Origin of the sequence: Streptomyces sp. NBC_00322 (assembly GCF_036147535.1) — a bacterium.
GTDB lineage: Bacteria > Actinomycetota > Actinomycetes > Streptomycetales > Streptomycetaceae > Streptomyces.
Window position 1 is genome coordinate 3,626,913 of sequence record NZ_CP108019.1, and the last position, 11,533, is coordinate 3,638,445.

The 11,533-nt window shown below is 70.3% G+C and carries 12 protein-coding genes and 1 riboswitch; of the genes, 6 read left to right on the top strand and 6 right to left on the bottom strand.

Annotated elements, in window-relative coordinates; genetic code table 11:
- The first annotated feature begins 116 nt into the window (after positions 1 to 116).
- On the top strand, positions 117 to 872 hold the full coding sequence (locus tag OG905_RS16265; protein WP_328670293.1) for a decaprenylphospho-beta-D-erythro-pentofuranosid-2-ulose 2-reductase: 756 nt from the start codon (positions 117 to 119) through the stop codon (positions 870 to 872).
- Positions 873 to 887: 15 nt separating this feature from the next.
- Here the strand turns inward: OG905_RS16265 and OG905_RS16270 are convergent, their stop codons facing one another.
- The 3 genes from OG905_RS16270 to glyA all read right to left on the bottom strand — a co-directional run bounded on the left by OG905_RS16270 (position 888) and on the right by glyA (position 4,023).
- The gene (locus tag OG905_RS16270) at positions 888 to 1,469 is read right to left on the bottom strand and encodes a 2'-5' RNA ligase family protein (RefSeq protein WP_328670294.1); all 582 of its coding nucleotides are present in this window, start codon (positions 1,467 to 1,469) and stop codon (positions 888 to 890) included.
- A 126-nt stretch (positions 1,470 to 1,595) separates the two neighbouring features.
- Positions 1,596 to 2,609, bottom strand: coding sequence for a tryptophan--tRNA ligase (gene trpS / locus OG905_RS16275; protein ID WP_328670295.1), 1,014 nt, complete (start codon positions 2,607 to 2,609; stop codon positions 1,596 to 1,598).
- A 145-nt stretch (positions 2,610 to 2,754) separates the two neighbouring features.
- Complete coding sequence (gene glyA / locus OG905_RS16280) at positions 2,755 to 4,023, bottom strand: serine hydroxymethyltransferase (RefSeq protein ID WP_328670296.1); 1,269 nt, start codon at positions 4,021 to 4,023, stop codon at positions 2,755 to 2,757.
- Between the two features lie 114 nt (positions 4,024 to 4,137).
- Positions 4,138 to 4,228, bottom strand: a riboswitch (ZMP/ZTP riboswitch).
- Between the two features lie 121 nt (positions 4,229 to 4,349).
- Between glyA and rocD the strand changes: the two genes are divergently transcribed.
- From rocD to OG905_RS16295, 3 genes are all read left to right on the top strand, one after another.
- Entirely contained in the window at positions 4,350 to 5,555 is a 1,206-nt protein-coding gene (gene rocD, locus OG905_RS16285; protein ID WP_328670297.1) for an ornithine--oxo-acid transaminase, read from the top strand.
- A 257-nt stretch (positions 5,556 to 5,812) separates the two neighbouring features.
- Complete coding sequence (locus OG905_RS16290) at positions 5,813 to 6,148, top strand: hypothetical protein (protein ID WP_328670298.1); 336 nt, start codon at positions 5,813 to 5,815, stop codon at positions 6,146 to 6,148.
- Between the two features lie 86 nt (positions 6,149 to 6,234).
- On the top strand, positions 6,235 to 7,089 hold the full coding sequence (locus OG905_RS16295; RefSeq protein ID WP_328682392.1) for a hypothetical protein: 855 nt from the start codon (positions 6,235 to 6,237) through the stop codon (positions 7,087 to 7,089).
- A gap of 265 nt (positions 7,090 to 7,354) precedes the next feature.
- Here OG905_RS16295 and pdxR read toward each other — a convergent pair whose 3' ends face one another.
- Complete coding sequence (gene pdxR, locus OG905_RS16300) at positions 7,355 to 8,755, bottom strand: MocR-like pyridoxine biosynthesis transcription factor PdxR (RefSeq protein WP_328670299.1); 1,401 nt, start codon at positions 8,753 to 8,755, stop codon at positions 7,355 to 7,357.
- 47 nt (positions 8,756 to 8,802) lie between these two features.
- Between pdxR and OG905_RS16305 the strand changes: the two genes are divergently transcribed.
- Positions 8,803 to 9,303 (top strand): carboxymuconolactone decarboxylase family protein, encoded by a 501-nt coding sequence (locus OG905_RS16305; protein WP_328670300.1) that lies wholly within the window; start codon positions 8,803 to 8,805, stop codon positions 9,301 to 9,303.
- Positions 9,304 to 9,340: 37 nt separating this feature from the next.
- Positions 9,341 to 10,072: an isocitrate lyase/PEP mutase family protein gene (locus OG905_RS16310; protein ID WP_328670301.1), complete on the top strand. Its 732-nt coding sequence runs from the start codon at positions 9,341 to 9,343 to the stop codon at positions 10,070 to 10,072.
- A 100-nt stretch (positions 10,073 to 10,172) separates the two neighbouring features.
- Here OG905_RS16310 and OG905_RS16315 read toward each other — a convergent pair whose 3' ends face one another.
- Both OG905_RS16315 and OG905_RS16320 read right to left on the bottom strand, forming a co-directional pair.
- Entirely contained in the window at positions 10,173 to 10,496 is a 324-nt protein-coding gene (locus OG905_RS16315; RefSeq protein WP_328670302.1) for a hypothetical protein, read from the bottom strand.
- Between the two features lie 62 nt (positions 10,497 to 10,558).
- Complete coding sequence (locus OG905_RS16320; RefSeq protein ID WP_328670303.1) at positions 10,559 to 11,512, bottom strand: ABC transporter substrate-binding protein; 954 nt, start codon at positions 11,510 to 11,512, stop codon at positions 10,559 to 10,561.
- Positions 11,513 to 11,533: the final 21 nt, after the last annotated feature.

The following is an 11,533-nucleotide window of genomic DNA, read 5'->3' on the forward strand; positions in this document are numbered from 1 at the left end:
GCGATACGGTCAGCGCCATGGCCGCCGACACCCGCCACAGGACCGACGCCATCGCCGCCCCGGCTCCCCGCGCGACGCTCCCCTGAGCCGCCCCTCCCTGCAAGGAGACACCAGCCATGAAGGACGCCTTCGGCCCCCCTCAGTCCCTGCTCGTCCTCGGCGGCACGTCGGAGATCGGGCTGGCCACCGCCCGGCGCCTCATCGCCCGCCGCACCCGCACGGTCTGGCTGGCGGGCCGCCACGCGCCGTCCCTCAAGGACGCGGCAAGCGCGCTCCGTGCCCTCGGGCCCGACGTCCGCACCGTCGCCTTCGACGCCCTGGACCCCAGCTCCCACGAGGAGGTACTGGGCAAGGTCTTCGCGGAGGGCGACATCGACATGGTGCTGCTCGCCTTCGGCGTACTCGGCGACCAGGCGAACGACGAGTCCGATCCCCCGGCGGCCGTCCGCGTCGCCCAGACCAACTACACGGGGGCCCTCTCGGCCTCTCTGGTGTGCGCGGCGGCACTGCAGCAGCAGGGGCACGGCTCGCTGGTCGCGCTCACCTCGGTCGCCGGTGAGCGCGCCCGCCGGGAGAACTTCATCTACGGATCGAGCAAGGCCGGCCTGGACGCCTTCGCGCAGGGCCTGGGCGACGCGATGCACGGGACGGGTGTGCACGTGATGGTCGTACGCCCCGGATTCGTGCGGACGAAGATGACGGCCGGGCTGCCCGCCGCGCCGCTCACCACCACCCCCGAGGCGGTCGCCGCGGCCATTGAGCTCGGGCTGCGGCGCAGGTCGGAGACGGTGTGGGTGCCGGGGGCGATGCGTGTGGTGATGTCGGGGCTGCGGCATCTGCCGCGTCCGTTGTTCCGCAGACTGCCACTCTGATCGGGGCAGCAGGGGTCAGGGGGTGGCGGCGGGCTCGTCCACCGGGGCGCCCTGACAGGGGACGGCCGCGATGCCGCCCCCGAAGGCGTACTCGTGCAGCTGGCGCCACACGCCGTCCGCGCCCTGCTCGTACAGCGCGAAGGAGGCGCACGTCCAGGCCGCCTCGTACTCGGACAGCTCCTCGTACGCCCGGTCCATCGCCTCCTCGGCGATGCCGTGCGCCACGGTCACATGCGGGTGGTACGGAAAGTGCAGCTCCCGCACCAGCGGCCCTGAGGCGTCCCGCACCCGCTTCTGCAGCCAGGAGCAGGCCGCCGCGCCCTCGACGACCTGGACGAAGACGACGGGCGAGAGCGGACGGAAGGTTCCGGTGCCGGACAGCCGCATCGGGAACGGGCGGCCGGTCGTCGCGACCGCGGCGAGATGCGCCTCGATGGCGGGGAGCGCCTCGGCGTCGACCTCGGTGGGCGGGAGGAGGGTGACGTGCGTGGGGATGCCGTGCGCGGCGGGATCACCGAAGCCCGCGCGCCGCTCCTGGAGCAGGCTGCCGTAGGGCTCCGGGACCGCGATCGAAACGCCGAGCGTTACGGTCCCCACGTCGTTCTCCTCAGTCGTCGGTAGCTAGGTGTGCAGCCGCCAGTGTGGCGGCTGCACCGCCGGTGTGGCCAGAGGCCTTGGACACAGTGCTGATTCGGTGACGAATCGGTACGCAACTGTGCGTACTCAGTGCTTCGCCGGCAGGAACCCCACCTTGTCGAAGGCCGAGGCCAGGGTTTCGGCGGCCACCGCGCGGGCCTTCTCCGCGCCCTTGGCCAGGATCGAGTCCAGCGTCTCGGGGTCGTCCAGATATTCCTGCGTACGGGTACGGAACGGAGTGACGAAATCCACCATGATCTGGGCAAGGTCCGTCTTCAGTGCCCCGTACATCTTCCCCTCGTACTCCGCCTCCAGCTCGGCGATGGTCTTGCCGGTGAGGGTGGACTGGATGGTCAGCAGGTTGGAGATGCCCGGCTTCCCGACGGGGTCGAAGCGGATGACGGTGTCGGTGTCCGTGACCGCGCTCTTGACCTTCTTGGCGGTCGCCTTCGGCTCGTCGAGCAGGTTGATCAGGCCCTTGGGCGTGGACGCCGACTTGCTCATCTTGATCGACGGGTCCTGGAGGTCGTAGATCTTGGCGACCTCCTTGACGATGTGCGGCGCCGGGATGGTGAAGGTCTCGCCGAAGCGGGCGTTGAAGCGCTCGGCGAGGTCGCGGGTGAGCTCGATGTGCTGGCGCTGGTCCTCGCCGACCGGGACGGCGTTGGCCTGGTAGAGCAGGATGTCCGCGACCTGCAGGATCGGGTACGTGAACAGGCCGACGGTGGCGCGGTCGGTGCCCTGCTTGGCGGACTTGTCCTTGAACTGCGTCATCCGGGAGGCCTCGCCGAAGCCGGTGAGGCAGTTCATGATCCAGCCGAGCTGGGCGTGCTCGGGGACATGGCTCTGGATGAAGAGCGTGCAGCGCTCGGGGTCGAGACCGGCGGCCAGCAGCTGGGCGGCGGCGAGCCGGGTGTTGGCGCGCAGCTCGGCCGGGTCCTGCGGCACGGTGATCGCATGCAGGTCCACGACCATGTAGAACGCGTCGTGGGTCTCTTGCAGCGCCACGTACTGGCGGATGGCACCGAGGTAGTTCCCGAGGTGGAACGAGCCTGCGGTGGGCTGGATACCGGAGAGCGCGCGGGGTCGGTCTGAGGCCATGCTCATCATTCTCTCAGGTGCGGAACCGATCTCCGGCCGCCGGTGGTGGCCCTTCGGGGCGGTCGCGGTCAATGAGACGAGGAACACAGCGCGCCACGGCGGCCGCCCCGCCGTTCGGGCGGGGCGGCCGCACAAGGAAGAACAATCAGGCGGTCAGCCCCGGCGCCGGGAACGCCGCCATCAGCTCGGCCACCTCCGCGCGGATCGCGGCCAGCGCGTCCTCGTCGCCCGCGCCGGCCGCACTCACGCCCCGGTCGATCCACTCGGCGACCGCCGCCATGTGCTGCGTACCGAGACCGCGGGAGGTGAGGGAGGGGGTGCCGATGCGGACGCCGGAGGGGTCGAAGGGCTTCCTCGGGTCGTACGGGACAGTGTTGTAGTTGACGACGATCCCGGCCCGGTCGAGCGCCTTGGCCGCCACCTTGCCGGGAACGTCCTTGGGGGTGAGGTCCATCAGGATCAGGTGGTTGTCGGTGCCGCCGGAGACCAGGTCGAAGCCGCGGGCGAGCAGCTCGTCGGCGAGAGCCCTGGCGTTGGCGACGACCGCGTGGGCGTGGTCGCGGAAGGAGGGCTGGGCCGCCTCGTGGAGGGCGACCGCGATCGCGGCGGTGGTCTGGTTGTGCGGGCCGCCCTGGAGGCCGGGGAAGACCGCCTTGTCGATGGCCTTGGCGTGCTCCTCGCGGGACATCAGCATCGCGCCGCGGGGCCCGCGCAGGGTCTTGTGGGTGGTCGTGGAGATCACGTCCGCGTGCGGGACCGGCGAGGGGTGGGCGCCGCCGGCGATCAGGCCGGCGATATGGGCGACATCGGCGACCAGGACGGCGCCGGACTCGCGGGCGATCTCGGCGAAGGCCGCGAAGTCGATGGTGCGGGGCAGTGCCGTACCGCCACAGAAAATGATCTTCGGGCGTTCCTTGAGGGCGAGCTCGCGCACCTCGTCGAAGTCGATGAGGCCGGTGTCGTGGCGTACGCCGTACTGGACGCCGCGGAACCACCGGCCGGTGGCGGAGACGCCCCAGCCGTGAGTGAGGTGGCCGCCCATGGGCAGGGCCATACCCATCACGGTGTCGCCGGGATCGGCGAAGGCGAGATAGACGGCGAGGTTGGCCGGGGAGCCGGAGTAGGGCTGGACATTGGCGTGCTCGACACCGAAGAGGGCCTTGGCACGGTCGATGGCGAGCCGCTCGACCTTGTCGATGTTCTGCTGGCCCTCGTAGTAGCGGCGGCCCGGGTAGCCCTCGCTGTACTTGTTCTGCAGGACCGTGCCGGAGGCTTCGAGGACGGCGCGGGAGACATAGTTCTCGCTGGGGATCAGGCGCAGGGTGTCGGCCTGAAGTTGTTCCTCGGCAGCGACGAGTGCCGCCAGTTCCGGGTCCGTGGCGGCCAGTGCGGGGTGCGGCAGGGGAAGAGTCATCGTTTCCTCCGGGGCGATCCGTGCTCGGTCGTGGTCCCGGGGTCCGCTCGGGGGTCCCTGGCCAGAGGCGGGTCACCCATGGCAGGGGGCGTGCGGCACCACACGGGACGTGTCCCGGGGTACCCAGGCGGGCGGCACCTCGTGTGATCTTCCGCGCGCGGTTCCCTCGGGGTCACTTCCCCGTACGCCAGTCGCCGTGCGTACTCTCCAGCCTAAGGGGTCGGCCTGACAGCAAGGTTTCTTCGTCCACCATTCGAGCGACGATAGAAACAGGGGCACACCCCGCCCCACGCCGGATGCCTTGTCACTACGTGAACGGAGATCCCGTGTCTGCAACGGAGAGCGCCATCGCCTCTGCGGAGGCCCACAGCGCGCACAACTACCACCCGCTCCCCGTGGTCGTCGCCTCGGCGGACGGCGCGTGGATGACCGATGTCGAGGGGCGCCGCTATCTCGACATGCTTGCCGGGTACTCGGCGCTCAACTTCGGCCACGGGAACCGCCGGCTGATCGACGCCGCCAAGGCGCAGCTGGAGCGAGTCACGCTCACCTCCCGCGCGTTCCACCACGACCGGTTCGCGGACTTCTGTACCCAGCTCGCCGAGTTGTGCGGCATGGAGATGGTGCTGCCGATGAACACCGGGGCGGAGGCGGTGGAGACGGCCGTGAAGACCGCCCGGAAGTGGGGTTACAAGGTCAAGGGCGTCCCGCAGAACCAGGCGAAGATCGTCGTCGCCGCCAACAACTTCCACGGCCGTACGACCACCATCATCAGCTTCTCCACGGACCATGAGGCGCGCGCGGACTTCGGTCCCTACACGCCGGGCTTCGAGATCGTTCCGTACGGGGACCTGACCGCGCTCGAGACGGCGATGAGCGCGAACACCGTGGCCGTGCTGCTGGAGCCGATCCAGGGCGAGGCCGGGGTGCTGGTGCCGCCGGCCGGGTATCTGCCGCGGGTGCGTGAGCTGACCCGCGAGCGGAACGTGCTCTTCATCGCGGACGAGATCCAGTCGGGCCTCGGGCGGACCGGAAAGACCTTCGCCTGCGAGCACGAGGGCGTCGTGCCCGACATGTATGTCCTGGGCAAGGCGCTCGGCGGAGGTGTCGTCCCCGTGTCGGCGGTCGTCTCCTCCAGCGAGGTGCTCGGCATCTACCGTCCCGGCGAGCACGGCTCGACCTTCGGCGGCAATCCGCTGGCCTGCGCGGTGGCCCTTGAGGTGATCGCGATGCTGCGCACCGGCGAGTTCCAGCAGCGCGCCACCGAGCTGGGCGAGCATCTCCACCACGAGCTGGGCCTGTTGACGGGCGGCGGCGCGGTGGAGGCGGTTCGCGGCCGCGGGCTGTGGGCGGGCGTCGACATCGTGCCGAGTCATGGCACCGGCCGGGAGATCTCCGAAAAGCTGATGGACCGCGGGGTCCTGGTCAAGGACACCCACGGCTCGACGATCCGGATCGCGCCGCCGCTGGTGATCAGCAAGGAGGACCTGGACTGGGGCCTGGACCAGCTCAGGGCCGTCCTGGGCGCGTAGCGACTCGTCCTTGCCCCGCAACGTGAAGCGGAGCGAGCCCCTGTTGACAACCTCGCCTCCGCGGAGGTGGGGGTTGCCGTCTGCCGCACCCGTGGCATCGGGTGCGGCTTCGGCTGGGTTCCTGCGTCGCCGCGCCGTGCCGGAGCCATCCATTTCGGTCACTACTGGCCCGCAGACTGACTGAAAATCGAACTGTTCCGAACAGCGCTCCCGCACGAAAATCCAGCTTCGGTAGGCAAACAAGGCGGGGGCGCTGCATGGACGAGACTCTCTGGGCGGCGACATCCGCCATCACCGGCGTCATCGGAAACATCGCGGCCATCCTCATAGCCACAGCCTCAATGCGCCGAGCCGACCTGGCCCTGTCCCAAGCTCAGGAGATCGCCGACAGAGCCGTAACCGCTCACTACAACATCGACGGCGCGACGGCAGCCGTCGCCTGGCGCGAACAGGTGATCGCACTCCACGATCGCGGACTGAGCACTGAGCAAATTCGCCACATCATGCTGCTCGAAGATGGCGGCGAAGGATACGAGCGCAGCAACGGACGTATCGACGACATCCTTGCCGGGATCCCGCGGCGGGACCCCTGACATCCCGTCACGGGAATCCGACCGCGGGCCCCTTCCGACTGCGTCGGGACACGAGGTACCTCTACAGTCGCTTTGTGCTCTTCGGGATGATCTGCGCGCTCGGTTCAGCGGTCTGCTACGGCACGGCCTCCGTCCTCCAGGCCATGGCCGCCCGCGCCGCGGAGCCGGGCACCGGCTCGGGGGTCGACCCCGGGCTGCTGCTGCGCTCGCTGCGCCAGTGGCGCTACGTCGCCGGACTCGGCCTGGACGGAGTGGGCTTCGTCCTCCAGATCGTCGCCCTGCTCTCCATCCCCATCTACGCGGTCGGCGCGGCGCTCGCGGCCAGCCTCGCGGTCACCGCCGTCGTCGCAGGCTGGCTGCTCCACGTCCGCCTCAGCGGGATCGAATGGGCGGCGGTGGCGGTGGTCTGCGCCGGACTGGCGATGCTGGGCCTCGCCTCCGGCGAAGAGGGCGACCGCGCCGGAACGGACGCGCTGCGCTGGTCGATGCTCGGCGTCGCGCTCGCCGTGCTCCTCCTCGGCGCGGCGGCGGGCCGCCTGCCCGACAAGTCGCGCGCCCTGACACTCGGCCTCGGCGCGGGCTTCGGCTTCGGCGTGGTCGAGGTCTCGGTCCGCCTGATCGACTCGCTCGCGCTGCCGGGCGTACTGGCCAATCCGGCGCTGTACGCGCTGCTGCTGGGCGGCGGCGCGGCGTTTCTGCTGCTCACCTCGGCGCTGCAGCGCGGCTCGGTGACAACCGCCACGGCGGGCATGGTGCTCGGCGAGACGATCGGCCCGGCGCTGGTGGGGGTGGTGTGGCTGGGCGACCGGACCCGGGAGGGGCTGGCGTGGCTGGGAATCACGGGGTTCGCGGTGGCGGTGGCGGGCGCGCTGGCGCTGGCGCGCTTCGGTGAGCCTCCGGCGCCGGAGCGGGTGGAGGAGCCGGTGGCGCGGGGGGCGTGAGCCGGCTCCGCCTGCGGCGGGCTTGTTCCCCACCCCGCCCCTTCCCGTAACCGGGGCGCTGCCCCCGGACCCCCGCTCCTCAAGCGCCGGAGGGGCTGAAATGTGCGGCTGGGCCGCACATTCAGCCCGTCCGGCGTTTGAGGACATGCGGCCGAAGGTCGCATACGGGGGTCTGGGGGCTTGCCCACAGTTCGGGAAGGGGCGGGGTGGGGTGAAAGCCCGCCGCAGGCGCTCGGGGTTCGGGGCGGAGCCCCGGCGGGCACCGTCACGGCAGCGCGCGGCACAGCGCGTCCAGCGTGCCCGCCCACGCGCTGTCCGGCGGCGTGCCGTACCCCACCACCAGCGCGTCCCGCCCCCGCGGCGCGTCCTCGTGGCGGAAGCGCGAGACGCCCTCCACCGCCAGGTTCTGCCATGCCGCCGCCTGGATCACCGAGTGTTCGGTGCCCGGCGGGAGTTCGAGTACCGCGTGGAGCCCCGCCGCGATCCCGCTGACCCGGATGTGCGGCGCCCTCTCCGCCAGTGCGGCGACGAGTTGGTCGCGCCGTCTGCGGTAGCGCAGCCGCATCCCCCGTACATGACGGTCGTACGCGCCGGACGCGATGAAGTCCGCGAGCGTCAGCTGGTCCAGCGCGCTGGACACCCAGTCGACGGAGCCCTTCACCCCCAGCACGTCCCCCACCAGTTCCTCGGGCAGCACCATCCAGGCGAGCCGCAGCCCCGGGGCGAGTGATTTGCTCGCCGTCCCCATGTAGACCACGCGGTCGGGGTCGAGCCCTTGGAGCGCGCCCACCGGCTGGCGGTCGTAGCGGAACTCCCCGTCGTAGTCGTCCTCCAGGATCAGCCCGCCCGTCCCGCGCGCCCAGTCGACCGCCGCCGCGCGCCGGTCGGGGTGCAGTGCGACGCCCATTGGGAACTGGTGCGCCGGTGTCAGCAGCACCGCACCGGCTCCGTGCAGGGCGCCCAACTCATCCGTGCGGGTGCCCAGTTCGTCGTACGGGAGCGCGGACGTGCGCAGCCCCGCCTCGGTCAGCAGATTCCAGTGCACGTCGAGTCCGTACGACTCGACGGCCACCTCGCGCACCCGCCGCCGCCTGAGGACCTTGCCCATCAGCATCAGCCCGTGGACGAAGCCGGAGCAGATGACGATCCGCTCGGGGGCCGCGTACACGCCGCGCGCCCGCGCCAGATAGTCGGCCAGTACGGTCCGCAGCTCGATGCGCCCGCGTGCGTCCCCGTATCCGAAGGCGTCGTGCGGCGCCGCGGTCAAGGCGCGGCGGGCCGCCTTCAGCCATTCGGCGCGGGGGAATGAGGCGAGGTCTGGGCTGCCGGCCATCAGGCTGTACTGCGGTCCGCCGCGGGCCGGCCGGGTCCGTACCGCCCCCGCCGCCGGCTTCCTCGGCGCTGCCCGCCGGGCGACCCGCGTGCCCGAGCCCTGCTGCGCGGTGAGCCATCCCTCGGCGACGAGCTCGGCGTACGCGTCGGCGACCGTATTGCGGGCGATCCCCAGGTCGGCGGCGAGCGAACGTGAGGACGGCAGCCGTGTCCCGGGGGTCAGCCGTCCCGTGCGCACGGCCTCCCGCAAGGCGTCCATGAGTCCCGCGCGCAGCCCGGAACCACGCAGTTCGAGATGCAGGTCGGCGCCGAAAGTGGCCCAGGAATCCGTCATGAAGATGGACCATACTCCTGCGCCACAGGCGCACTAGATTCGTGCGCATGACGCCGAACGAGAACCAGTCCCACGCCCCCGAGCACACCCCCCGCCTGCCCTGGGCAAAGCTCGCCCCCGAGGTCTACAAGGCCATGGTCAAGCTGGACGCGGCCGCCCGGCAGGGCCTCGACCCGGTCCTTCTCGAACTGGTCAAGATCCGCGCCTCGCAGATCAACCACTGCGCGTTCTGCCTGGACATGCACACCAAGGACGCGTTCGCGGCGGGCGAGTCGGTGGAGCGGATCATCCAGCTCAGCGCGTGGGAGGAGTCGCGGCACTTCTACACCGAGAAGGAGATCGCCGCGATCGAGCTGACGGAGGCCGTCACCGTGCTGACCGACGGCTTCGTGCCGGACGAGGTGTACGAGAGGGCAGCCAAGCACTTCGACGAGGCGGAACTCGCGCAGCTGATCTCGGCGATCACCGTCATCAACGCATGGAACCGCTTCGCCGTGAGCACGCGCATGGTCCCCGGGCACTACACGCCCGGCCAGTTCAAGCACTGATCCGCGTACGAGCGACGACCAGACCGGGGTATCCGAAATGACCGTTGAAACCTTCCGTTCCCTCCACCACGACCGCGCGCCCGGCGATCCCCTCGTCCTGCCGGGACCGTGGGACGCGGCCAGCGCGCTCGCCTTCGCGGAGGCGGGCTTCCCGGCGCTCGCGACACCGAGCGCGGGAGTCGCGGCGTCCCTCGGTTACGAGGACGGGCAGACCCCGGCCGACGAGATGTTCGCGGCCGTCGCCCGTATCACCCGCGTGGTGAACATCCCCGTCTCCGTGGACATCGAGGACGGCTACGGCCTGTCCCCGAAGGAGCTGGTCGCCAGGATCCTCGACTCCGGCGCCGTCGGCTGCAACCTGGAGGACTCCGACTCCCGGACCAAGACGCTCAAGGACCCCCGGCGCCACGCCGACTGGCTCGCCGAGGTCCGCGCGGCTGCGGGCGACCGCCTGTTCGTCAACGCCCGGGTCGACTCGTTCCTGCGCGGTGTGAGCGACCCGGCGGAGGCGATCGGGCGGGCGCGGCTGTACGCGGCGGCGGGGGCGGACTGCGTCTACCCCTTCGCGGCGCCGCCGGAGCAACTTCCCCTGCTGCGCAAGGAGATCGACGTCCCGATCAACGTCGCGCCGCTGCCGGGCAGCCCGGGGATCGCGGAACTGGGGCGGTTGGGGGCGACACGGGTGACGTTCGGGCCGTATCTGCAGAGGCAGGCGATGGTGGCGGCGCGGAAGCTGGCGGAGGAGCTGCGCGGGGGCCGCGCGGACTAGCAGCGCCGGTTGTGGGGCGCCGGGGGTGAAGTTCAGCCCGTCCGGCGATTGGGGACATGCGACCGAAGGTCGCATACGGGGGTCCGGGGCGAGGCCCCGGTTACCCCGCCTCCGCCTCCCTCGCGAGCTCCACCGCCGCCAGCAGGCTCAATCCCGGCTGCGCCTGGCGCAGGGCCTTGATCGCGGGGATCGAGTCGGCCGGGCCCTTGATGCCCGCCGCGTCGAGCTGCTGGCGCACCCACCGGCCGCGCAGTTCGGCGGCGGAGGCTTCCGCCGCCTCGGCGATGATCGCGGCGGCGCGCTCCAGGCCGGGGCGTTCCTCCGGGGTGGCCGTGGACAGCGCGGCGCGGACGGCATCGAGAATGCCGTCCGCGTCACGCACAACGAGTACGGACAGTTCGCGCTTGCCGGATCCAAAGAACATGCATGGATCTTCATCCGCGAACCCCGTTCACTCAAGCGAGTTGAGCAGACTCAGAGCTCGGGTCACTTCTTCGGGAGCCACGCCTTCCACGTCGCCTCGTTCTCCTTGACCCACTTCTCGGCCGCGGCCTCCGGCGACATCTTCTCGCCCGCGATCATCAGGGCGACCTCGTTCTGCTGCTCGGTCGTCCACTTGAAGTTCTTCAGGAACTGAGCCGCCTCGCCGCCGTTCTTGGCGAAGTCCGCGTTGAGGTACTTCTGCAGCGGGGTGTTCGGGTACGCGCACGCGATCTTCTTCGGGTCCGCGTCACAGCCCGTCTTGTACTCCGGCAGCTTGACCTCGACCATGTCGACCTGCGCGTTCAGCCACTGCGGGGTCCACCAGTACGTCAGGAAGGGCTTCTGCGCCTTCGCGTACTTCTTGATCGCGGTGATCTGCGCGGCCTCGGAACCCGAGTAGTTGGTCTTCAGGTCCAGCTTCAGGTTCTTGATGAGCGCGTCGTCATTGGTGACGTAGTCCGGGGAGCCCTCCAGGATCTCGCCCTTGTCACCGCTCTCACCGGTCTTGAAGTCCTTGGCGTACTTGTTGAGGTTCTTGTAGTCCGTGACGTCGGGGTGCTTGTCCGCGAAGTACTTCGGCACGAACCAGCCGATGTGCCCGGTCACGCCGAGGTCGCCGCCCTTGACGACGGTCTTCTTCGTCGTCAGGTACTGCTTCTCCTCCTTGGGGTGACCCCAGTCCTCCATGATCGCGTCTATGTCGCCCTTGGAGAGCGCGTCCCAGGCGAGAACCTCGCCCATCTGCTGGGTCTTGACGTGGTAGCCCAGCTCCTTCTTGAGGATGTACGCGGCGACGGCGGTGTTGGCCTGGGCGCCGACCCAGGAGGGGACGGTCAGCTTCACGGTCTTGTCGCCGCCGACCGTGTCCTTCTTTCCGGTCTCCGCGGCGCCGCACGCGCTGAGGGTGAGGACGCCGAGGGCGCCGATGACAGCAGTGGTGGTACGAAGAATGCGCATGGTGCTTCTCTTGCTCCTGTT

Excerpts from the sequence above, each read along its gene's own strand:
- glyA (WP_328670296.1), bottom strand. The coding sequence starts at position 4,023 with ATGACTCTTCCCCTGCCGCACCCCGCACTGGCCGCCACGGACCCGGAA.
- trpS (WP_328670295.1), bottom strand. The coding sequence starts at position 2,609 with ATGGCCTCAGACCGACCCCGCGCGCTCTCCGGTATCCAGCCCACCGCA.
- OG905_RS16315 (WP_328670302.1), bottom strand. The coding sequence starts at position 10,496 with ATGTTCTTTGGATCCGGCAAGCGCGAACTGTCCGTACTCGTTGTGCGT.
- pdxR (WP_328670299.1), bottom strand. The coding sequence starts at position 8,755 with ATGACGGATTCCTGGGCCACTTTCGGCGCCGACCTGCATCTCGAACTG.
- OG905_RS16320 (WP_328670303.1), bottom strand. The coding sequence starts at position 11,512 with ATGCGCATTCTTCGTACCACCACTGCTGTCATCGGCGCCCTCGGCGTC.
- OG905_RS16295 (WP_328682392.1), top strand. The coding sequence starts at position 6,235 with ATGATCTGCGCGCTCGGTTCAGCGGTCTGCTACGGCACGGCCTCCGTC.
- OG905_RS16290 (WP_328670298.1), top strand. The coding sequence starts at position 5,813 with ATGGACGAGACTCTCTGGGCGGCGACATCCGCCATCACCGGCGTCATC.
- OG905_RS16265 (WP_328670293.1), top strand. The coding sequence starts at position 117 with ATGAAGGACGCCTTCGGCCCCCCTCAGTCCCTGCTCGTCCTCGGCGGC.
- OG905_RS16305 (WP_328670300.1), top strand. The coding sequence starts at position 8,803 with ATGACGCCGAACGAGAACCAGTCCCACGCCCCCGAGCACACCCCCCGC.
- OG905_RS16310 (WP_328670301.1), top strand. The coding sequence starts at position 9,341 with ATGACCGTTGAAACCTTCCGTTCCCTCCACCACGACCGCGCGCCCGGC.